Here is a 21,959-nt window from a genome sequence, read left to right as displayed (position 1 = left end):
TTATGTCGTATGCGCTCATGGATTTGGCCGTCTACGCAGGGCTCATTCCAAGCCTGATGGTGATTACATACCGACGATTCCTGAACCGTGTTCAAGTAGTATATGGTGTTGACCTGATACTGGATACTGCGCTGGGTATTCTGTCGGTGGTGCTGGCTACTCGCGGCATCCACAATCAATTTATTTATCCCGTGCTGGCAGTGAAAACGGGGGTAACAATGGGCTTGCTTTTATCAGGACTGGCTACTGATGCGTGGTTGAAACTGGCAATCCGCTTAGCGTACGGCATGTATGTACTCTATGTATTACTGACGGGTTTCAGCCAACTGAGCCAGTTCATGAACCTGAACATCTTTCTGTTTCTAAATGCATCGATTGCTGGCTTGTCCTTTTTTTTCCTGATTAGCCTTATTCGTAATAGCCATTCATTGCGTAAAAAATCGCTTTTCTGGCTGTTGCTGGCCCTGTTTCTAGGTACGTTCTACGATCTGGCTATATCACAGGTAGGTACACTCATCGCTCAGTATGGTGGTAACCGCTGGCAGGATCTGTTCTGGCTGAAGATCAATCCAGTAGTGACCATCATCAAGCTGTCCATTATCACCTATGGCTTTTATCTGGCTCGTTTTCAGTTGATTAAATCAGATAAATTGCCCCACTTCAAGGTATGATCACCCGCTTTGCTTCGCTGCTTGTGCTATTGCTTTGGGGGCGAATGGCGGTGGCCCGGCAACCAGAATTCACCCGGTTCTGGGCCAGTAATGGGCTGCAAGATTCCAGTTTCACGCTTGGTAAGCCCATTCGGCTCAATTATCGTCAAACGCATCTTCGTATTTCGTTTCGTGATCGGAACAGTTCACCAGCAACAAGATATGCCTATCGGCTGGTGGGCGAAGATCCCCGCTGGTATGACAACGGGGGCAGCGAATCGGTCAGCTACGCGAATTTGTTTGGCGGGCAGTACCGGTTTGAGGTTAAAAATATGGCCAACCCGCTAAAGGTCAGTTCATTGTCGTTCGAGCTGGAAGAGGCGTTCTGGCAACGTACCTGGTTTGTTCCTATGCTGGTTGGCTACGGGCTGCTGGTAGCAGGCGTCATTTTGTATCTCGTGATGCTCTATAAACTGCGCGGCAGGCTGCGGCTCCAGCAACTCCGAAACGCTATTGCCGCTGATCTTCACGACGATGTGGGCAGCACACTCAGTACGATTAGCTTTCTGGGCGAACTGGCCAAACGTAAATTTCCGAAGCAGCCGGAGGCCAGTTTACCGCTACTCGAGAAAATGGTAGACGAGGCCCACCAGATGGTTCAGACGATGCGCGGTATGGTCTGGACCATCAGTCCCGGTAACGATAATGCAACTGATTTTCTGGAAAAAGTCAGGTCATTCGTCAGCACCATGCTGAACAGCCGTGACATCAGCCTCACGTTTAAGCACGACGTACCTGAACGCGACTTACTGAGTGTAGAACAACAGCGCCACTTATTTCTGATTATCAAGGAAATAACCCACAATATTGCCAAACACGCCAACGCCCGGCACGTGACTTTCTACGCCCGAAAACACGAACAGTTTCTCTGGATTGGTGTGACCGATGATGGCATTGGCTTTACGGTCGACACGTCGGGAGAGGGCAATGGGTTGCAAAATATGCAGAAAAGGGTTGCCGAACTTGATGGCAAACTGGAGATAGAATCTGCCAACGGGCAGGGTACGATCATCCGGCTTATGATTCCACTATAACCAACAAAGGAAATGATACGGGTAGCTATTTTCGAGGATGACAAGACCTTTGCCGATAACCTCCGGTTAGTACTGGTCGACAACGACGATTACCACCTGGTCGGAACGTTTCCCAATGCAATCCGGGCGGTAGAGCGGGTGGCGCACTGTCGGCCCGACGTGGTCATCATGGATATAAAGATGCCGGATGTGTCTGGCATTGAAGCGGCGGGAGCCATCAAAGCAACGTACCCAGGTATACAGATTTTGATGCAAACCGTCTTTGAAGACGACGATAAAGTATTTGCCGCTATTTGTGCAGGTGCGTCGGGCTACCTCCTGAAGGGGACGCCGCCCGATAAACTCCTGGAAGCCATTACCGACGTATACATGGGTGGAACACCCCTTAGTCCTGGTGTGGGACGTAAAGTGTTCCGGTTTTTTCAGGAGCAACAAGCTGCCCGTCCTGAGTTTTACGACCTGTCAAAACGCGAAAAAGAAATACTGGCCCATCTCGTCGATGGGAACAGCTACAAGATGATCGCTGACGTGTGCGGTATCAGCGTCAACACGGTGAACGCGCATCTCCGCAAAATCTACGAAAAACTGCACGTCAATTCGTCGCAGGAAGCTATCTCGAAAGCGCTTCGCCAAAAACTGGCCTAACCTTGCCGATCTGGCGCAAAATACCCACGATTTTCGTCGGGACGACTAGCAATAATTCGCTATTTTCTCCTCGCTTACCTGTTCCGAATTTTGACTCAGTTAACGAGTCAGTGCTCCTTTATTTCCGCTAATTTATTCTACCTGGATCGCTTTTTTCTAAGCGAAGCCGGTAGTCAACCGGCGTGATATGATGTCGAAAAAATCGCCTGATTATCGTGAAATAAATGAACCTGATTCGCTAAGAAAAGCAATAACTGTAGTCCAGAAAACAGTATAAAAACGGAGCAATGTAAACCAGTTTAACTCTTTACAAGATCATGGGTACGTTTAATTTTGCACTCGACAGTTACAAGGCAATCCGGGTACGTTCGCTACGGAAAGACACAAACACGGTTGGGTTTACGGTGAGTGTTGTTGGTAAGGGCGCGCCGATCACTCAGACTAAATTTATGGGCGATCACGGCAATGGTAGCAAGCAGGTCAACTTCTTTTTTGGCAGTATTGAGGTTGCTGATACGGACGTAGTGCGAATTGCCTATAATATAACCAACCGGGGAGGTAGCCGATCTGAAACGGCGGCACTCATCGAAGATGGTCTGCACAAATTGGTTAGCACGGGCACCAGCGGTGTGCTGGGCGAGATCCCGATCATTGGCGGTGCACTGAAAGAGGTTGCTGATTGGGTTGTAGAAAACACGTGGGGGAAAATTCACGCTAATTGTGATGGGCCGGTTGCTGTGGCGTCTTATTCGTTCACGGGGGCGGAACTGCGGTCTAAGATCGGTACGCATACCGACCATCACGACGGAATCGACTCGGCGGCAGGCTGTGGCAAAAACTCGATCTACGAGGTTACGTGGCGGATCTCTTAACACAGCCTGTCGAGGCTGAAGCAAACTGCTGTTCCAGACATCCTGACGAACGTTAACGTACCTGAACCTATCGGGTGTTCGCGATTCGATAAAACCGATAAGGGCTGACTCAGACCTTATCGGTTTCGTGTTTATTACCTTTGTTGTTCAGCTCAACCAGGTATAATGCGTTTTAGTCAAAGTAGTCTCCTTATTCTGTTGCTCCTCCTTTCAACGGGAGTTGCTGCGCAATCGTTTAAAACACTGATCGTTACGGCTCACCCCGACGATGAGACCATGTTTCCGGTCACGGTTTTTAAGCTTGTTCGTGAACTGGGCGGCTCAGCCGATCTGGCCCTCGTAACCGACGCCTCGGGTGGCTATAATGGCATGGTGGCCTCCAAATATTACGGCATGAATCTGCTCGATTCGGCTGTTGGCCGGCGTGTATTGCCAGCTATTCGGAAGAAAGAACTGATGAAAGCGGGCGAAGTCATGGGTATCACCAATTTTTTCTTCTTCGATCAGGTCGACGATAGCTATTCCACCGATCCGGCGCCTTATCTGGGCGGTCGTCGCTGGAACATTGAGCTGGTTGAGCGGCAGTTAGACGAAGTGCTTACCAAAGGCCGATATGACCTGGTGCTTTGTCTGGTGCCTTCGGCCGAGCAACACGCCCACCATAAAGCCGCCACGATTCTGACGCTCAGAGCCGTTGCCCGGTTGGCGGGAAAGAAACCAATCGTACTGGGTGGCCGTACGCTGAGCCGGGCCACCACTTTATCCTTCGCCGAACTGCCTGGCTACCCCGAAACAAAGGTGTTGGCCAGCGCCCCGGTTTATGAGCTGGATGTGTCGCATACCTTCGGGGAAGGCGGAAAACACAGTTACCAGATCGTAGCCGACTGGGTTAAAGCGGAACATAAATCGCAATCGGGGGATATGAACGTGGCCATGCATCGCGGCGATGTGGAAGTGTTCTATTATTTTGCTCAAAACGGCCCCAACGGCCTCGAAACCATCAAAAAACTGTTCACCGCCCTAAAAGCGAGTGGATATTAAAACAGTCAACTTTTTACAGTCTGCTGTCTTCTGTTGCTTCGCTCATCACCAATTCGTTTTATTAGCGGAACACAGAAGACTGTAAACAGTAAACTCCTTTTTATGATAAAAGCCTTCCTTTTTGACCTCGACGGGGTGCTGGTCGATACTGCCGTATTTCATTATCAGGCGTGGCGGCGGATGGCCAATTCGCTTGGGTTCGATTTTACCCATGAGTTCAACGAAACGCTCAAGGGTGTAAGTCGAATGGACTCCCTGGATCGGATTCTGGCACTGGGTGGCGTTACGCTTACTGATGAGCGGAAGCTGGAACTGGCCGCGCAGAAAAACCAGTGGTACCTTGATCTGGTCAATGAAATGACGCCAGCCGACATCCTGCCGGGTGTCAACGCCTTTCTGGCGCAGATAAAACAGGCGGGTGAACAGGGTCAACCCATCAAGATTGCATTGGGGTCTGTCTCGAAGAATGCGCCGCTTATTCTTGATCGAGTGGGCCTGTCGCACATCTTCGACGCAATCATCGACGGCTCCAAAATCACCCATAGCAAGCCTGACCCTGAAGTTTTTTTGAAGGGCGCTGCCGAACTGAACGTGTTGCCCGAGGAATGTATCGTGTTCGAAGATGCCGTGGCGGGTATTGAGGCCGCCAAACGGGGCAACATGTTTGCCCTCGGCATTGGCTCTCCAGACGTGCTCACACAGGCTGATCTGGTCGTTCCGTCGCTTGAACACCTAACCGTAACCGAACTGCTCAGCGCCGTTGAACGGGCTCAGGGGTTGGGCTACTGAAAAGTTGCCGTCGGCTGTCGCGCGGTTTCAATTACTTCGCTCATCAACGAAGTAGCAATAAGCCACGTGCTTGGAGCCGCACAGCGGTCGACGGAAACGTCTTATCTTGAAACCTGGAATAATAACCTTTTATGAAACAGTACCTTACCAATGATCCCTGGTGTGTTGTTGAAGATGGTTTTCATCGCGAACACAATGAAGTCACCGAAAGTCTGATGTCGCTCGGCAATGGGCGGCTGGGTGGCCGGGGTAATTTTGAAGAGAAATTCACGGGTAAAACACTCCCTGGCAATTACGTGGCGGGCGTGTACTATCCCGACAAAACCCGTGTCGGCTGGTGGAAAAACGGCTACCCGGACTACTTTGCCAAAGTGCTCAACGCGGCCAACTGGATTGGTATCGACGTGGATATCGAATACGAATCGCTCGACCTGAATACCTGTGAGGTGAGCGGTTTTCGGCGTGTGCTGAATATGCAGGAGGGCTACCTGGAACGGCAGTTTGTGGCCACATTGAAGAGTGGTAAGCAGCTGAAAGTCAGTTCGAAACGCTTCTGTTCGATCGTTGATGACGAAGCAGGCGCTATTCGGTACAGCATTACTCCGCTGAATTTCGACGCGAAGATCACCATTACGCCCTATATCGACGGCGCTATTCGCAATAAAGACGCCAATTACGACGAAACCTTCTGGGATGAAGTGCGGAAGGAAACGGCCTATGGTGAAGCCTACATCGAGCTACGTACCCGCAAGACCGGCTTCCATGTGGTAACAGGCATGTGCGTCGATGTGGAGCAGAACGGGGCGAAGTTCGATTACCAGTCGCAGCCAATCAAGTACGAAAAATACGTGGCCAACCGCATCTCGCTCGACTGTCGGCAGGGGCAGGAAACGGTGATTTATAAGTACGCCGTAAACCTGTCGTCGCTCAACTACGACCCTGATGAGCTGATCAAAGAGGCGCATCAGTACATGCAACGGATTACGCGCAAGGGATTCGATAAAATGCTGTTCGAGCAGCAGCAGGCCTGGGCCGATAAGTGGAAAATGAACGACATCACCATCGATGGCGACATTGCCGCGCAACAGGGCATCCGGTTCAATATTTTCCAGTTGAACCAGACCTACACCGGTGAAGATGAGCGCCTGAACATCGGCCCCAAAGGCTTTACGGGCGAAAAATACGGTGGATCGACCTACTGGGATACGGAGGCCTACTGCCTGCCGTTCTACTTATCGACCGCCGACCAGAAAGTAGCGCGCAACCTGCTGATTTACCGGTATAAACAGCTTGAAAAAGCGATCGAGAATGCGCAGAAACTGGGATTCCGGGCCGGGGCAGCGCTGTACCCGATGGTGACCATGAACGGGGAAGAGTGCCACAACGAGTGGGAAATCACCTTTGAGGAAATTCACCGGAACGGAGCCATTGCCTACGCTATCTACGATTATGTGCGCTACACGGGCGACGAGACGTACCTGGTTGACTACGGGCTGGAAGTGCTTGTGGCCATCAGCCGATTCTGGAGCCAGCGCGTCAACTGGTCGGAGGCAAAACAGCAATACGTGATGCTCGGCGTGACCGGGCCGAACGAGTACGAAAACAACGTCAACAACAACTGGTACACCAACTACATCGCCGCCTGGACGCTCCGCTACACCATGCAGGCCGTTGATACGGTGAAACGCCTGAATCCCGAAGCATACGCCGAACTGGCTGATCGCATTCATTTCCGCGAGGAGAAAGAGATTGCCAAAGCCAAACACATCGTCGAGAATATGCATTACCCGTTCGACGAAACGCGGCAGGTATTTCTTCAGCAGAGCGATTTCCTGGACAAGGAAATCATGCCGGTCTCTGATATTCCGAAAGGGCAGCGGCCGTTGAACCAGAACTGGTCGTGGGACCGGATTCTGCGGTCGTGCTTTATTAAACAGGCCGACGTGTTGCAGGGGCTGTACTTCTTTGAGGACGAGTTCGATACTGAAACGCTGAAGCGGAACTTCGATTTCTACGAGCCCATGACCGTGCACGAGTCGTCGCTGTCGCCCTGCGTGCACAGCATTCAGGCGTCGAAGCTGGGCATGAAGGAGAAAGCCTACGAAATGTATCTCCGCACCGCCCGCCTCGACCTCGACGATTATAACAACGACACGGAAGATGGTTGCCACATCACCAGTATGGCCGGTACCTGGCTGGCAGTGGTGAAAGGTTTCGGTGGGATGCGCGTTGCGAATGACCAACTCCAGTTGGCTCCCTACTGCCCCGACGGATGGACATCGTTTGCGTTCAAGATCCGTTTCCGGGGTGCTCTGCTTCAGGTAACAACCACACAGGAGCAAGTGACGGTCGAAAATTTCTCTACCTCGTCAACTACTATTCAGGTACGTGGTAAAGCCGTAACGGTGGCAGCCAACAGCAAGCAGACAGTTGTTGTGAAGAAAGCGACAGCCTAATGGCCTGGAGCGTTTGTGCAGGTGAATGGCTATTCCAGCGTTGAATTAGCTAAGGCCGGGGCAAAACCCCGGCCTTATTTTTTGTTCGAAGTTGAGCATGTCGTCCCCGCCTGTGAGAGTATCATTTCTTCAAAACGAATACATCCAGCAACTACCTGCAACCCCGAAAACGGGATTTTGCTAAATTTTTACAGCCATTTTCTGCGGCATGGGTTAAAGTAATTGGGGTAACGAAGTCGTTGCCTCCTGGTCTGGAAACCAGGTATTCATTCTAGCTGATTAGCCCCTCGTATGCCAACCCAAAACACCCAACTCGACGAACTGAGTGTAAATACCATCCGATTATTGGCCGTCGACGCCGTACAGAAAGCCGGAAGTGGCCACCCCGGCCTGCCGCTGGGAGCCGCGCCCATGGCCTATGTGCTCTGGTCGCGTTTTCTACGGTTTAACCCACAAGATCCCCACTGGCCAAACCGTGATCGCTTTATTCTGTCGGCCGGGCATGGTTCAGCCTTACTCTATAGCCTGCTGCATCTTTACGGCTACGACCTGTCGCTCAACGATCTGCAGCAGTTGCGGCAGATCCATTCTAAAACCCCCGGCCACCCCGAGTCGAATCTGACGCCGGGTGTTGAAGTAACAACCGGCCCACTCGGGCAGGGGGCTGCCAATGGTGTGGGCATGGCTATGGCCGAAGCCTTTCTGGCCGCTACCTACAATCGGGAAGGCCACAACATTGTTGATCATTACACCTACGTGCTAGTGAGTGACGGTGATCTTATGGAAGGTATTGCGTCGGAAGCTGCCTCGCTGGCGGGGCACCTGAAGTTGGGTAAATTGATCTATCTCTACGATGACAACCTGATTTCGCTCGACGGCCCAACTGATCTGGCTTTTACCGAAGACCGGATGAAGCGATTTGATGCTTACGGTTGGCATACACAACAGGTGACAGACGGAAATGATCTTTCCGCCATCGAAAAGGCCATTCAGGCCGCCCAGGATGATACCGACCGACCGTCAATAATCGCCATACGTACCCAGATTGGCTATGGCAGCCCACAGGCGGGTACAAGTAAAGTGCACGGCAGTGCATTAGGTGAAGAAAACGTACGGAAAACGAAAGAGTTTTTAGGCTTTGATCCCGACCAGTCATTCGTGGTGCCTGAATCAGTTGGAACGTACCTGCGAGAGCCGGGTCTGCGGGGAACTGACCTGCAAAATGACTGGGAAAAACGATTTGCAGCCTATACAAGTCAGTTTCCCGACAAAGCGGCGCAGTTTCAACGCTCATTCGACGGTATCTTGCCCGACGGCTGGGACGCAGACCTGCCAACCTTCAAGCCAACCGATAAGCCAATGGCTACCCGACAGGCATCGGGTAAAGCGATTGATGCAATCAAGAAAACGGTTCCGTACCTCTTTGGCGGTTCAGCCGATCTGGCTTCATCGAACGAGATGCCGAAATCGGGTGAAGTCAGTTTCCAGCCCGGTCATCACGATCAGTCGAACGTTTGGTTTGGGGTACGGGAACATGCTATGGGCGCAGCCATCAACGGCATGTCGCAGCACGGTGGCGTGCATCCGTACGGGGGTACGTTCCTCAACTTTTCCGATTACATGCGGGGAGCTATCCGGCTGACAGCCCTGGCCGAATCGCGGGCTACGTTTGTCTTTACCCACGACAGCATCAGCCTGGGGGGGGATGGCCCCACACACCAGCCCGTTGAACAACTTATTTCACTCCGGGCCATTCCGAACATCATTGTGCTCCGGCCGGCTGATGCCAATGAAACCGTAGAAGCCTGGCGCGTAGCCATGCAGACGCCTAAAACGCCGGTATTGCTGATTCTCTGCCGGCAGGAGTTGCCTATTCTGGATCAGGAGAAGTATGCCCCGGCCCGGGGACTGGAGAAAGGAGCCTACATCCTGAGTGAAGCGTACGAAACTCCTCAACTGATTCTGATTGGCACGGGCTCAGAGGTGGCATTGGTACTGAAGACGCAGGACGAACTGAAAAAGCAGGGTATTCCGGCGCGGGTGGTCAGCATGCCGTCGTGGGAATTGTTTGAGAAGCAGGAGCAATCATATCAGCATGAGGTGCTGCCGCCATCGATCCGGAAGCGCCTGGCCGTTGAAGCCGGTTCGCCCCTGGGCTGGCACAAATACGTGACCGACGAAGGAACTACCATCAGTATGAACCGATATGGCCTCTCCGGATCGGCAGACGATGTTCTGGCCTATTTTGGCTTCACCGTTGAGAACGTGGTCGATAGTGCCAAGAAGGTGTTGGCTGGGCAGCCGGAAGGCATCGAGAAAAAAGAGATTTTGTCTTGATTATCAAGTAGTGAGTTGCTTCAATAGTCGAAAGGCACGACTATCGAAGCAACTCACTACCTACTGATTGCATTACGCAGCTAGTCGTTTCGGGCGGCTGGTTATTCTGTTTTTTGCCCACTCGATAACGGGTTGCTCAATCAACATGTTGAGTGCAGTGGCCACCAGCACACAGCTACAGATGCAGAGCAGGAGGGTCATATTACTGGTTGTATCAACCGACAGCTTGCTCAAAAGTGCCTGCGTTACGTGAATAACACCTTTGTGTGTCAGGTAAACAGCGTATGAGATTCGGGCGACAAACGAGGTCAGGCGCGATGGTAAATTATATAGTGTGCCTGACGGAAGCAAAGCACTCAAAACCAGTAAGCCATACCCAATGGCCACCAGCGGAAAACCAGCCATCGAGGCCATATAAGACAGGGAATCCTCACACACGAAATAAGCTCCTGTTAAGGCCAGCAAGCCAAAGAGGAGTAGCCAGTTACCATAGGGAGTTAACCGAGCCCATGATATCGGTGAAAAGCTGGTGATGCCCGCAATGAATACACCCACAAGCACGCCATCCAGCCGATTATAGGTGGGGTAATACACGTACTGATACCAGGTAATGTATTCATTGTCAGTTCCTCTGGCGGGCAGGTAAAACGTTGTCCAGTTGTACTGTCTGAGAAAAAAGCCGCCAGCGAAAAGCAACAGAATTGCCCAATACAGCCAATAGGTACGTCTACGGTGGGCCACCAGGCCCACAAGCAGCGGCAGCAGGAGATAAAAATGTACTTCAACGCAGAGCGACCAGGCATGCGAGAACGTACCCAGTTCGCGCAGGTTCAGACCCAGATTCTGCGTGAATGTCAGGAATTTCCACAACGGGGGCAAGGCCTCTTTTTCCCTGAATTGGGGAACCATGAAATAAACGGCCGTAACCAGAACATAGGCCGGAACGATCCTGAAAAACCGCTTGGTGGCATACGCTTTCCACCGAATTGGCTGACCCCGGTTCAACTGGTCGAATAAATGGGAGGATACAAGGAAGCCACTCAACACGAAAAACAGATCGACTCCCGTCCAGCCGAACGCAGCGTAGGCAGGAATCCAGTCGGGATGCCCGAAGAGCGGTATCTGGTAGTGGAAGAAGAAGACGAGGGCAATGGCTAAGGCCCGCAGATGATCAAGGCCGGGCAGTCGTTGTGGCGGAAGGTGGGGCTGGCGCGTAACCGGATTCATGACCAGTTATAGATTGAGAATGAATTCATGACGAAGATAGAGCGGCATTCAGTAGCCGGTACTGATGATCCGGCTGAAAGGCCCTTTCTTTGCACTTTCATACTCACAGCTTTTACGCATGAATATTGCCGTTTGGCATAATCTTCCCAGCGGTGGAGCCAGCCGCGCCTTACACCAGCATATCAAAGGTCTTGCCCAGCGGGGCCATCAACTTACGGTTTACACAACCTCATTGGCCGATAGTGCATACCTGGACGTAGCTGACTATGCCGGGGCGCCGAAAGTCGTACCACTTGATATGACCCTGCGTATTCGTCATAAATATCAGGACCGCCTAAGCTCGCTTGCTTTACAAACCGATACGCAGATAAACCGAATGCTGATCGCCTGCCAACAGTCTGCAGCACAAATTCAGGCGGGTGGCCATGATCTGCTGTTCGCCAATTCCTGTCAGCACTTCATGATGCCTTATATCGGGCGGTTTGTGAAACAGTTACCCAAGCTGCTTTATTTACAGGAACCAAACCGGGCATTATACGAAGCATTTCCCACTCAACGATGGGCGGCTTTACCGGATGCCACAAACAACTGGCGGAAATCGGATTATCGACAGGCATTCTGGCAGGATATTTTTGAGCAGCGGCAGGCCCGGGTAAGGGTGCGGGAAGAGCTGACCAACTATGCTGCCTATGATCAGTTGCTGGTGAACTCGTATTTCAGTAACGAGAGTGTGGTACGGGCGTACGGTAACGGAGCCGATGTCTGTTACCTGGGCATCGATTCAGATCTGTTCCCGTACCTGAATAAGCCGAGAAAACCCTTTGTTATGGGGTTGGGCGCTTTCTTCCCGCATAAGCGACCCGACACAGCCATTCGGGCCGTTGCGCAGTTGCCTGCCAGTCGTCGTCCGCCGTTGGTATGGGTCGGAAATATGGGTAACGAAACCTATGTTTCTGAGATGCGCCAACTGGCCAGCGAGTTAACTGTCGATTTTCAGACGCGTGAGCGGGTTACGCAGGAAGAACTGGTAGAGTTGCTCAACACCGCCAGTTGCCTGCTGTATACGTCGGGGTTGGAGCCATTTGGCTTTGCTCCTTTAGAGGCCAATGCCTGCGGATTACCCGTCGTTGCCGTGGCTGAAGGAGGTATACGTGAGACTGTTATTGAAGAAAAAAATGGCTTCCTGACTTCGCGAGATCCTGCTCAACTAGCGGCGGCTGTTGACCGGCTACTAACAGACCCGGCATTACACCAGCGTTTTTCGGAGCAGGGACGTACCTGGGTGGCCGACCAATGGGGTATTGATTCAGCTGTTGACCGATTGGAAAAGGCGATGAAAAAAGTGCTGCGGCAAGGTTAGAAATCAGCCGCGTCGTACTCCGTTGAAACTACATGCTGCCAATCAGGATGGCGTTTGATATAGGTTGATACAAAGGGGCAAAGAGGCACAATTTTCTGATTATGTTCTTCCGCATAGGTCAGCACCTGTTTCACCAAATTTGTGCCAATGCCTTTACCTTCCAGATCAGGATGTACTTCTGTGTGGGTCAGGGCAAGCGTGTGCTCGTCGGGTCGAATAAAATCAACTTTCGACAATTTCCCGTCGGTCATCAATTCAAAACGGTGGCGGGTCTCGTTCAGGGTAACAGATGGTTCAGGAGTAGCCATAGCGTGGGCGTGTAGTCAGTGTGTATGAAATGCGCGTGGCAGGAAGAGGTAAATCGAAACCAGATGAGGTCACTACCCTTTGATAACTGGAAAAGTGGTCAAAGGGTTGAGTGATAAGCCTGACTCTCTGCGTCTGTCCTGCGCAGCCAGCCCTGAAAACTTCAGGTTCGTAAAGGATTCCGGGAACCTTTGCGTTGAAAAACTTGACAGTGTCGGCGAATTAGTCATTAGGTCGGGGTACCTATGTACCTTTTGTAGAGCTTGCTATTGGTTGGCAGCAACCTGATAAGAAATAGCCTGCTAGCTAACTCACAACAATTCCGAGAAAAAAGTATGAAAACACCCTTAATGGCCGGGCTTCTAGTGCTGAGCCTGCTCACTGCCAAAGGCCAGCAGGCTCCCAATACGCTGACTGCAAAAGAAAAAAAAGAGGGCTGGCAATTGCTCTTCGATGGTAAAACCACCGCTGGCTGGCGGGGAGCCTATAAAGACAAATTCCCCGAGAAAGGGTGGAGCGTTACTGATGGCTCGCTGACGATTCAGCAGTCAGACGGGTCAGAAGCCCAGAGTTTTGGCGATATACTGACCGAGGGCGAATACAGCGATTTCGACCTGACATTCGATTTTAAACTGACTGAAGGCGCTAATAGCGGCCTCAAATATTTTGTTGTTGAACATTCGCCAAAGCCCAAAGGGTCTGCTTTCGGGCTTGAATATCAGGTGCTCGACGATGATAAACACCCTGATGCCAAGCTTGGAAAGGATGGAAACCGAACCGTGGGTTCGCTGTATGACCTGATTGCGGCTAGCGGTAAAAAAGCCAGTCCAATTGGTGAGTGGAACACGGGGCGCATTGTCTCGAAAGGACATCACGTTGAACACTGGCTGAACGGCAGGAAAGTGGTAGAATACGAACGGGGGAGTGAAAAATTTCGGGAGCTGGTAGCCGGGAGTAAATTCAACAACCCTATCTACACGGCGAACGGTCGTTTTGGTGAAGCGCCTAAAGGTCATATTATGCTACAGGACCACGGAAACCGCGTTTATTTCCGTAACATGAAGATCAAAACCCTCTAGGAAAGTTAGATTGCCCGATCAACTGCCTTCTAATCAACGAACCTGATCTGGCAGTGCGCTACCTGATTGATGAATGCCAACCCGCCGATTACGATCAAGCACATCGCTCGAAAATTCAAATGTTCACCCTCAACCGTATCGCGGGCGTTGAATAATCATCCGTTGATCAATGAGGATACAAGGCGGAACATTCAGGAATATGCCCAACAAGTAGGGTATCAGCGTAATTCCGTTGCCCTTAGTTTGTTGAATCAGAAATCGGCAATGCTCGGTGTTATCGTGCCAAGCCTCAATCATTTTCACGAAACGGCAATGATTGAAGGCTTGCAACACGTATTGCAGGCACGGGGTTATATGCTCACAATCTGCGTTACCAATGAGAGCTATGCGCTTGAAAAAGAGTATGTTGACAAGTTGCTGGCTAATCGGGTGGAAGGGATCTTCCTGTCAGTAGCTCAGGAAACGTACGATTCAGGGCATTCCGACCATCTGGCCAATGTGCTGAAACGCCAGATCCCACTCATTTTTATTGACCGGGAATACAACAGCCTCCCAGCTGGGAGCATCACGGTTGATGATTATTGGGGTGCTTTTGAGGCAACGGAACACTTGATACTGAGCGGAGGCAAACGTATTGCCCACTTGAAGGGTCCTAACGGGTTAACCCTATGCGAAAGGCGTTTTCAGGGTTACAAAGACTGTCTTCATAAACACAATATCAGTATCGACGAATCGCTGATCATCAATACTAATTTCAAAGCTGACAGTGCCATTGGCCCCATGCGCAGCCTGATGGCACTGGAAAATCCGCCCGATAGCGTTTTTGGGGTCAATGATGTGGTAGCCTCCGCCGCGATGCAGGTGATACGGGAAATGGGGTTCTCGATTCCGGATCAGGTGGCGGTTATTGGGTTCGATAACTCGCCTTTTTCGGCTTACCTTAACCCTGGTCTATCAACAGTAAATCGCTTTGGTAAACTGATTGGCGAGAAAGCAACAGGTCTGTTTCTGGACGCTCTGGAACGTGAAAAAGAACAACAGGAAACAATTGTGCTGCGCCCCGAACTGGTAATCAGGAACTCCACCCTACGCTACTATGACCGAACGTACCCGAATTAGTAGTGGCCTGATTACCAGTCAAGTATCCAGAATCTATATTGTGTCGGCAACCTGAATGAGTGCCTGGTAAATTATTGCAAACGTTTGCATAGATGTTTATGTTTTTTCTTGAATAAAATAGCATTCTTTTGTCCTGTCAATCAGTTTCATCAGTTTAACCTAGTGCACAATGAGCTTTACGGAGAAAGAAATTGCCCCTTTGGCCAGTATCGAAGAGTGGGAAGACGATGTGTTGGTGCGCTATCCTGAGCCCAACACCACAGCCAAAACGAAAGACGAATATCGTAATTACGATGATCCTAAACGGGACACGGTGCGCGAGTTCTATCGCCTGAATCATACCTACCAGACGTACGATTTTGTTAACCAGAAAGAAAACAACTTCCTGAAGTTCGACAAGAAAGAGATGCCTGTTTGGGACGCCTGCGATTTCCTGAACACGCTCGTTGATGATTCCGACCCCGATACCGATCTCGACCAGCTACAGCATTTACTGCAAACGTCAGAATCGATCAGAGCCGACGGACATCCCGATTGGTTTGTGCTGACCGGTTTTTTACATGATCTGGGTAAGGTACTCTGCCTGTTCGGTGAACCACAGTGGGCTGTTGTCGGAGATACGTTCCCGGTTGGTTGTCAGCATTCAGACAAGATTGTCTTTCCCGAATTTTTTGCTGCCAACCCTGATTCCACCGATGAGCGGTACAACACCAAATACGGTGTCTATGAGCCCAATTGCGGGTTGCGGAATGTGCATATGTCATGGGGACACGATGAATACCTGTATCAGATCATGAAAGATTACATGCCTGAGCCAGCGCTGTACATGATGCGGTATCACTCGTTCTATGCACAACATCGCGAACACGCATACGATCATCTGATGGATGCGCACGATCACGAAATGTTCAAATGGGTTGATAAATTTAACCCGTATGATCTGTACTCGAAAGTTCCGGTAGCGCCCAACGTAAAGGAACTTAAGCCGTATTACCAGGATCTGATTGCTAAATACTTGCCTGCAACGCTGAAATTCTAGTCCTGTTTCTGCAGGCATCAAAAAAGGGTTTTACTGACTGTATAGTGGTTAACTATGCGTGCAGTAAAACCCTTTTTTGATGCATAAGCATCCTAGTAGCCATTGCTACCAAACGCAAACCCTAAGCTACGGCCAGCAGGCACCCACCCCCGCTTCGTAGTTTTGATTAGGCAAAAATCGGTTGTCAGGTTCTGGAATAGGTGGGAATAGTTGTATTTTTCCAGCCAACCACCGTAACACGCTGACAACAATGCTACTTCGTTTACTATTATTTCTAAGTCTATCCTTCTTGTTTACCAGTTGTGTAGATCTATTGCCCGGTATGGGCGGGGGAGGCTCTACAGGTGGCAGTACCGATGGCCGGGGTACCAACACGACCGGCGATGATACCTATGGCCAATCATCGCCAACCGGCCCGTCAAGGTCAGCCGAACCTGGGGTGAAGGTAGATGATGTACGCCTGACGCAGGACTACACAATCCTGTATCTGACATTTACCGATACCAATCGGCCCAAGTACGACCAGAATGGTAGGGAAGTGCCAACCGGAAATACGATTGCTTTTCAACCGCAGGGGCGGTTGATTGCCGCTAACGGAGCTCGGATATTCAGGTTTATTAAAGCCGACAATATTCCGCTACACCCAAATAACAAACCGACCTACGGTGGTCGATCATACTCGTTCACAGTCTATTTCGAGCGGCTGGATAAGGGTCTTGAAAACTTTGACCTGTTTGAGTGTAATGATTACGATCACCTCGTTTGCTGGAACATCTACAACTTGTATGTTCGTAACCCGGCTGATCCTGTCGTGACGTCGCTACCACCAACCCAACCGGTTCCGGCCCCGACACCTGGCAGTCCAAACCGTGTTCCGGGTGAGACACCAATGCCAGCGCCAGTTCCGACAACCCCCAAGCCAGTCGACCCGCCGGTTGTTCAGATGGTATTTATTTCAGGAGTAGTTAGTAACTCGTTGACAAACAAACCACTTACTGCCACAATCGATTATCAGCTGTCTAACAAATCAAACCCGCTCGATTCGGTACAAAGTTTTTCGTCGGATGGCTTATACCGGATGTATCTGAACCGGGGACAGGTCTATACCTACGTGGCATCGGCCAAAGGCTACCTGCCAACCAGCGGTGTTCTGGACTTGACTAAGGCCTCAAACAATCAGAAGATCACCCGAAATATTGCCCTGAAACCACTCACAGTAGGCACTAAAATAACGCTGCAGAATATTTACTTCGCCATGTCGAAATCGGAATTACTACCCGCTTCATTCGCCGAATTAGATAAGCTGGTAACCATGATGCATGATAATCCGCAGATGCGAATTCGGCTGGAAGGGCATACCGATATTGTGGGCGATAAAGCCGCCAACCTGCAACTCTCCCGCGATCGGGTGCTGGCTTGCCAGAGCTATCTGGTTAAAAAACAGATCGATGTAGACCGGATTGAAACCATCGGCTACGGTGATACCCGGCCCATTCTGACAAAAGGCACCGACGAAGAACGTAAAGTGAACCGACGCGTCGAATTCGCCATCCTATCGCTTTGACAGGTATCAGTTGTTAATGGTCAATGATCAGTTATCAGCCCTGCTCAGGTACGTTCTTCTTGATTATCACCTGTCAAACAAATAATGACTAGTTGATAATTGAGTATATCAAAATCCAGGCACGTTCTAATGGTGATCGGGTGGAATGTCAAAATAGATTATTCTAATTTCCTGATATATTTAAGAATTTAACTAAAAAACAGTCAAAAGAAAGTCCTGTTTTCTACATTAACTCCCGTTCCTATTTTATGTCTATTGGGATTTATTTATTTGATTTATCCGCTCTTCGTAGCAGGTAAAGGAAAGAATATATAGTCTATATAATATCTTCGTCATCTTTCTGGTTATTGCTTTTGCGTTGGATCGATTTTTGGTTTCAAAGTTTGATCATACTAAACTAGTTATAGTAGAGTCGGTTTTTCCAGTCGCAAGTTTTATTGGCTGTTTGTATGTAAATAAGACTACGATCATTAATGTAGTAACTAACAAGGGTTATTTCTTTGTGTTGTATGATGATGACGGGATAAAAAAGAAAGGTATTTCTACAAAAGGACTTTTTGATAAAGCAAAAACCATCTGCGCCGACAGTAATGTGCATGTTAACAAAGCATTAGAGTATGATGTGCAGATAAATACACCAAAGGCGTGGAATTACAATTTCATCTCTAAAAAGAGGGAAGCTATCATAAGTAACAAAAGAATAATAGTTGAAATTTATGCCCGCAATTTGAATGAGCAACAAACTGATGCAAAATTGAGTGAAGAAATTTTTCGCCTTCAGAAATAAAAAGTGTAGGCGTATTATTCGATCATGAAGAGCTATGATTGATTTTTGATAGTAACACTATTTTTTTCTTTTGGAACCCCGCTTGGATGAAGCATTCAAAAATATTGCCGTTATTGTTGAAATAAGCATACAGAAAAGAGCCCAGGTGATTGCCACTATTTAAATAGTACCCTAATGCTTATGAAGTTAGCGTTTTCGGAAATTTTGAAGGAATTTGTTCAATCTGTAATGAAGAGGGGTAAATTAACTATACAAGTTCATTGCGGTAGGTAGAGGAGCGAACGATTGAGTGGACCAACTTCTTCCGACGTATCGTTAAAATTTCGAGTATACACGGTCCGCCGCTGCGGTATCTCCTTCGGCGAATTGGCTCTATCTGGCTAACATTCAGATTATGTCACAACGAATTAAGGCTCACAACCAAACGTGATTCTCCAACACGCTTTAAGCGGAGTCACTAATAACTGATCATTGATGACAGCCTAACGTACCTGGGTATCGAACGAGCCGGTGAGTACGTTGCCGTTTCGTTTCACCTGCACCCAGATTCGATACGTACCTGCTTTGGGGAAGGCGTACGGGAACGTTACCATGTTGTTGGTGGTCTGCGTATGATTCATGCCCGTCATCTCCGGTGCCAGCGCCGCATATTGGGCAGAGGCAGATTGCGTTTTTAGCCTGGCCAGGTACGTATCGATACTATCCCGGAAGCGGGCACCATTCAATCGCGGAACAACACGGGCCGTATCCGCAATGCGGTTCACCAGCAACGACTCTGAGGCCATCGAGTACGTACCTACCGGATGCAGATGAATGTAAACCGACCCGTCAGACCGCAGAATGGCGGCATGTCCGCTCATACCCAGGTAAGGTTCTAGTTTGGTGGCCTTCCCGGATGGGTCAGCCACGGCAAATTTCAACGTATACAACTGACCCGCATCGAGAATGGCGGCTGGCTTATCCGTCCAGATCATCGTTGACCCATCGGCGAGGCGGGCGCTGGCACCTGGTTTGCCGCAGGATGCCATGTCCTTGTCGAGCGTTAACGTACCTGCGTTTTCTGGCTGACTGCCAATCGGCTGCGCTATCAAGAAGCTGTCGTCGGGATCGATCGTTCGCTGTGCGGCCTGCTCTGCCGATACTTTTACGGAGGGAACATCGACGGTATCGGTCAGGGTTTCGGCATACCCAGATCGGTACACGACATCGGTGAACAGCAGGTATTTACCGCCTGGCAGGTTGGGCAACCGTGTTATAAAATGCAGTGAATCTCGACGAGTTGGGTGGAGGTGGGCAAAGGCGTCCATGTTGGGTAGTCGCACCATAAACGTGTGCATTAATTTGCCATGGTCGAGCACCATCAGGTTGAAATCGCGGCTACGTCGCCAGTTTCCGGAAAAGCCGGTGGTGTCGGGCTGCATGGTCAGCACCACCTGTCCATTTTCGGGTTTAGCGGTACTAATAAGCGGAGGTGCCTTGTATAGTTGGTAGGTCCGATACTCATCTGCCCAGCTGTTCCACCACATCCGCCCGCCTGTCAAGACCAGCACCAGCACCACACCACCCACCGCCATGCCAATCAGGCGTCGACGTTGAAACGACCGGGCTTTCGGTAGACCTGGAGCTAGTACCCCGTCTGAATTGCTGGCTCCGATAATGGTAATCATCATAACCAGCAGTAGTAAGCCCATTACAGCCAGGCCTGCGCCAGTACCGGCGGGCATATCGCGAGTAGCCGTAGACGTAGCCAGAACGGGAACAACCACGTCTACATTCCCATCGGGACCTGACAACGAGAGTTGAATGCTGGTAGACCCTGACTCCATGAGCCAGATGGATCCCTCAAACCGATTGGTGCCAACGGAGGTTAATGGGTCAGCTTCCGGAGCGCCTTCATCGCCTTCAAAAAAATAGACCGGTCGGCCCTGAATGCTGGTGGGATTTCCTTTTTCAACGAACACACTGACCTTTGCCGTTCCGGGTACAACATCGGGCGGCTGGATGCTCACCAAAAGCTGATACTTACCTACTTGCTTCTGGACAATCACACCCGAACTGCCAATGTGGGCGCTTGCGATAAACGGGCAAACTACGGCAAACAGTAAAATGAACAGGGACGATAAGGGTCTCATATACGGTCGGGAAGGGGAAACGAACTGTGATCTGCTTGAATAAAAACGGGTACTATCGAACTACCCGACGCATCCAGTTGCCCCAGACAAGGCCAATCCGGGCCGAGATCATGGCGATGACGATGGCTTTGCCAAAACCCAGGGCAAAGGCGGCGGCCGACTGGTTGTACCACGGCCCGAATTTGAACCGGTATTGCCAGTTAGGGTCGCTGCCATAACTCCACGAATCGCTCATGAAAAACCAGTTGCGGGCCAGCGGCGATTCATGCAGGAACCCGCCGAATGGCCATTGTACGGCCAGAAAGACAATCATGAACACAAGGCCGGCTAGTGCAGCCAAAAGCCAGTCATTCATCGGTTTACTGGCGCGCCCCGCAGAAAACCGATTGAGTAACTGATCGAGTGCAAAACCGGGAATAACCAGCAGCAGAGGAAAAATAAATGCCTGATAATGAGTGATCGGGTTGGCCACTGGGCCAAGTTTGGGGACCGCCGGAAACAGTGGGAATACCCAGCTCGGCACCGCAATCGCCAGCATGTAAACGGCTGTCACGGCCGTGATCGGGATACGAAAAATGAGGTCATTCGTTGCCGCCCGTCCGATGGCCAGCAGCAAAAAAGGGAAAGCGATTGCTGCCGTGACATAATACGACGAGTTATGAGAGGCGTATCGTCCCATATTTTCGGATAGAAGTACGAACAACACGCTCAGAAAGAAGCCGCCGGACAGGATGAACAACCACCGGATTCGGGCCGCCTGCCGTGGGTTTTCTGCAACGGCCGACTGGTTCTGCAGAGACAGCACTGCCACAATAGCACCGAACTGTACCATCATCATACCCACGAGCAGAACGGTATGGGGCGGCGTCAGAATCTGGACGTCAAGTCCATAGGTATTATGCCACCAGTCGTCGAATGGGGCAGACGTAAGCATGGCCAATGCGCCCCAAACGCAATACATGGCACCTAGTGAACCGTAGAAAATGCCCCAGAATTTTACCGACCGTACCCGGTCGGGGTGGTCTTTACGAAAAGTCAGTGACAGAATTTGGTAGCCGGAAAAAAGGCCGGAGACCAGGGCACCAACATACATTACCACGTGCGGTGCCGAAAAAAGACCGTCCCGTCCGATGCTCATGTGCCACATAATGTCCCAGAGCAGGCCCATGATGATACAGAACGACGCAAACACTACGGCGTAGGAATAGGTTGGTAAGCCCAGCCGCCAGTCGGTGCTGGTCGACTCGGTCATGGAGAACGGTGACGAAGAGGAGGGGAGTGCCGATTGCATAGTGGTAACTGCCGGAGAAGCAATACCTCAAAGATGCAAAAAACGCCACTTTTGCACAGGAAAATTGAATAAAAGGTCAGGATTGCCACTGAGCCATTCCGTTCGCCGGGAAATGGTCGACCAGCAACGTACCTACGTGGAATTAGTTCAACCAGAAGCCCTTGGCAATAA

Annotated in this window: 18 protein-coding genes; 14 read left to right on the top strand and 4 right to left on the bottom strand. The window is 50.5% G+C overall.

Annotated features, from left to right (window positions below; translation table 11 throughout):
• The first annotated feature begins 2 nt into the window (after positions 1–2).
• The 8 genes from J2I46_RS21855 to tkt all read left to right on the top strand — a co-directional run bounded on the left by J2I46_RS21855 (position 3) and on the right by tkt (position 9,884).
• Positions 3–671, top strand: coding sequence for a hypothetical protein (locus J2I46_RS21855; protein WP_207331198.1), 669 nt, complete (start codon positions 3–5; stop codon positions 669–671).
• Entirely contained in the window at positions 668–1,744 is a 1,077-nt protein-coding gene (locus J2I46_RS21850; RefSeq protein WP_207331197.1) for an ATP-binding protein, read from the top strand. The genes J2I46_RS21855 and J2I46_RS21850 overlap by 4 nt, the downstream gene beginning before the upstream one ends.
• A 12-nt stretch (positions 1,745–1,756) precedes the next feature.
• Positions 1,757–2,389: a response regulator transcription factor gene (locus J2I46_RS21845; RefSeq protein WP_207331196.1), complete on the top strand. Its 633-nt coding sequence runs from the start codon at positions 1,757–1,759 to the stop codon at positions 2,387–2,389.
• Positions 2,390–2,706: 317 nt separating this feature from the next.
• Positions 2,707–3,261 (top strand): hypothetical protein, encoded by a 555-nt coding sequence (locus J2I46_RS21840; RefSeq protein ID WP_207331195.1) that lies wholly within the window; start codon positions 2,707–2,709, stop codon positions 3,259–3,261.
• A gap of 165 nt (positions 3,262–3,426) precedes the next feature.
• Complete coding sequence (locus J2I46_RS21835; protein ID WP_207331194.1) at positions 3,427–4,302, top strand: PIG-L family deacetylase; 876 nt, start codon at positions 3,427–3,429, stop codon at positions 4,300–4,302.
• A 102-nt stretch (positions 4,303–4,404) separates the two neighbouring features.
• On the top strand, positions 4,405–5,091 hold the full coding sequence (gene pgmB, locus J2I46_RS21830; protein ID WP_207331193.1) for a beta-phosphoglucomutase: 687 nt from the start codon (positions 4,405–4,407) through the stop codon (positions 5,089–5,091).
• A gap of 131 nt (positions 5,092–5,222) precedes the next feature.
• Positions 5,223–7,547 carry a glycoside hydrolase family 65 protein gene (locus J2I46_RS21825; protein WP_207331192.1) on the top strand — a complete coding sequence of 775 codons (2,325 nt, stop codon included), beginning with the start codon at positions 5,223–5,225 and terminating at the stop codon, positions 7,545–7,547.
• A gap of 291 nt (positions 7,548–7,838) precedes the next feature.
• Positions 7,839–9,884 (top strand): transketolase, encoded by a 2,046-nt coding sequence (tkt, locus tag J2I46_RS21820; protein WP_207331191.1) that lies wholly within the window; start codon positions 7,839–7,841, stop codon positions 9,882–9,884.
• Between the two features lie 72 nt (positions 9,885–9,956).
• Here the strand turns inward: tkt and J2I46_RS21815 are convergent, their stop codons facing one another.
• Entirely contained in the window at positions 9,957–11,111 is a 1,155-nt protein-coding gene (locus J2I46_RS21815) for an acyltransferase family protein (protein ID WP_207331190.1), read from the bottom strand.
• Between the two features lie 118 nt (positions 11,112–11,229).
• Between J2I46_RS21815 and J2I46_RS21810 the strand changes: the two genes are divergently transcribed.
• Positions 11,230–12,471 carry a glycosyltransferase family 4 protein gene (locus J2I46_RS21810; RefSeq protein WP_207331189.1) on the top strand — a complete coding sequence of 414 codons (1,242 nt, stop codon included), beginning with the start codon at positions 11,230–11,232 and terminating at the stop codon, positions 12,469–12,471.
• On the opposite strand, the gene J2I46_RS21805 is transcribed toward J2I46_RS21810, so the two are convergent.
• Complete coding sequence (locus tag J2I46_RS21805) at positions 12,468–12,779, bottom strand: GNAT family N-acetyltransferase (RefSeq protein ID WP_207331188.1); 312 nt, start codon at positions 12,777–12,779, stop codon at positions 12,468–12,470. The two genes, J2I46_RS21810 and J2I46_RS21805, sit on opposite strands and share 4 nt — an antisense overlap.
• Positions 12,780–13,112: 333 nt before the next feature.
• On the opposite strand from J2I46_RS21805, the gene J2I46_RS21800 reads away from it, so the two are divergent.
• From J2I46_RS21800 to J2I46_RS21780, 5 genes are all read left to right on the top strand, one after another.
• Positions 13,113–13,856, top strand: coding sequence for a 3-keto-disaccharide hydrolase (locus tag J2I46_RS21800; RefSeq protein WP_207331187.1), 744 nt, complete (start codon positions 13,113–13,115; stop codon positions 13,854–13,856).
• A 69-nt stretch (positions 13,857–13,925) separates the two neighbouring features.
• Complete coding sequence (locus J2I46_RS21795) at positions 13,926–14,975, top strand: LacI family DNA-binding transcriptional regulator (protein WP_207331186.1); 1,050 nt, start codon at positions 13,926–13,928, stop codon at positions 14,973–14,975.
• 169 nt (positions 14,976–15,144) lie between these two features.
• Positions 15,145–16,014, top strand: coding sequence for an inositol oxygenase family protein (locus tag J2I46_RS21790; RefSeq protein WP_207331185.1), 870 nt, complete (start codon positions 15,145–15,147; stop codon positions 16,012–16,014).
• Positions 16,015–16,264: 250 nt separating this feature from the next.
• Positions 16,265–17,578: an OmpA family protein gene (locus tag J2I46_RS21785; RefSeq protein WP_207331184.1), complete on the top strand. Its 1,314-nt coding sequence runs from the start codon at positions 16,265–16,267 to the stop codon at positions 17,576–17,578.
• Positions 17,579–17,936: 358 nt separating this feature from the next.
• Positions 17,937–18,365, top strand: coding sequence for a hypothetical protein (locus J2I46_RS21780; RefSeq protein ID WP_207331183.1), 429 nt, complete (start codon positions 17,937–17,939; stop codon positions 18,363–18,365).
• A 482-nt stretch (positions 18,366–18,847) separates the two neighbouring features.
• Here J2I46_RS21780 and J2I46_RS21775 read toward each other — a convergent pair whose 3' ends face one another.
• Complete coding sequence (locus J2I46_RS21775; protein WP_229379882.1) at positions 18,848–20,497, bottom strand: DUF8832 domain-containing protein; 1,650 nt, start codon at positions 20,495–20,497, stop codon at positions 18,848–18,850.
• A 52-nt stretch (positions 20,498–20,549) separates the two neighbouring features.
• On the bottom strand, positions 20,550–21,788 hold the full coding sequence (locus J2I46_RS21770; protein ID WP_229379881.1) for a hypothetical protein: 1,239 nt from the start codon (positions 21,786–21,788) through the stop codon (positions 20,550–20,552).
• Positions 21,789–21,959: the final 171 nt, after the last annotated feature.

The organism is Fibrella forsythiae, from assembly GCF_017353175.1.
In the GTDB taxonomy this organism is placed as follows: domain Bacteria; phylum Bacteroidota; class Bacteroidia; order Cytophagales; family Spirosomataceae; genus Fibrella; species Fibrella forsythiae.
This window is presented reverse-complemented; position numbering and strand designations above follow the sequence as displayed.

Excerpts from the sequence above, each read along its gene's own strand:
- J2I46_RS21845 (WP_207331196.1), top strand. The coding sequence starts at position 1,757 with ATGATACGGGTAGCTATTTTCGAGGATGACAAGACCTTTGCCGATAAC.
- J2I46_RS21805 (WP_207331188.1), bottom strand. The coding sequence starts at position 12,779 with ATGGCTACTCCTGAACCATCTGTTACCCTGAACGAGACCCGCCACCGT.
- J2I46_RS21770 (WP_229379881.1), bottom strand. The coding sequence starts at position 21,788 with ATGCAATCGGCACTCCCCTCCTCTTCGTCACCGTTCTCCATGACCGAG.
- J2I46_RS21815 (WP_207331190.1), bottom strand. The coding sequence starts at position 11,111 with ATGAATCCGGTTACGCGCCAGCCCCACCTTCCGCCACAACGACTGCCC.
- J2I46_RS21835 (WP_207331194.1), top strand. The coding sequence starts at position 3,427 with ATGCGTTTTAGTCAAAGTAGTCTCCTTATTCTGTTGCTCCTCCTTTCA.
- J2I46_RS21850 (WP_207331197.1), top strand. The coding sequence starts at position 668 with ATGATCACCCGCTTTGCTTCGCTGCTTGTGCTATTGCTTTGGGGGCGA.
- J2I46_RS21795 (WP_207331186.1), top strand. The coding sequence starts at position 13,926 with ATGAATGCCAACCCGCCGATTACGATCAAGCACATCGCTCGAAAATTC.
- J2I46_RS21790 (WP_207331185.1), top strand. The coding sequence starts at position 15,145 with ATGAGCTTTACGGAGAAAGAAATTGCCCCTTTGGCCAGTATCGAAGAG.
- J2I46_RS21785 (WP_207331184.1), top strand. The coding sequence starts at position 16,265 with ATGCTACTTCGTTTACTATTATTTCTAAGTCTATCCTTCTTGTTTACC.
- J2I46_RS21855 (WP_207331198.1), top strand. The coding sequence starts at position 3 with ATGTCGTATGCGCTCATGGATTTGGCCGTCTACGCAGGGCTCATTCCA.
- J2I46_RS21775 (WP_229379882.1), bottom strand. The coding sequence starts at position 20,497 with ATGAGACCCTTATCGTCCCTGTTCATTTTACTGTTTGCCGTAGTTTGC.
- J2I46_RS21810 (WP_207331189.1), top strand. The coding sequence starts at position 11,230 with ATGAATATTGCCGTTTGGCATAATCTTCCCAGCGGTGGAGCCAGCCGC.
- tkt (WP_207331191.1), top strand. The coding sequence starts at position 7,839 with ATGCCAACCCAAAACACCCAACTCGACGAACTGAGTGTAAATACCATC.
- J2I46_RS21840 (WP_207331195.1), top strand. The coding sequence starts at position 2,707 with ATGGGTACGTTTAATTTTGCACTCGACAGTTACAAGGCAATCCGGGTA.
- J2I46_RS21800 (WP_207331187.1), top strand. The coding sequence starts at position 13,113 with ATGAAAACACCCTTAATGGCCGGGCTTCTAGTGCTGAGCCTGCTCACT.
- J2I46_RS21825 (WP_207331192.1), top strand. The coding sequence starts at position 5,223 with ATGAAACAGTACCTTACCAATGATCCCTGGTGTGTTGTTGAAGATGGT.
- pgmB (WP_207331193.1), top strand. The coding sequence starts at position 4,405 with ATGATAAAAGCCTTCCTTTTTGACCTCGACGGGGTGCTGGTCGATACT.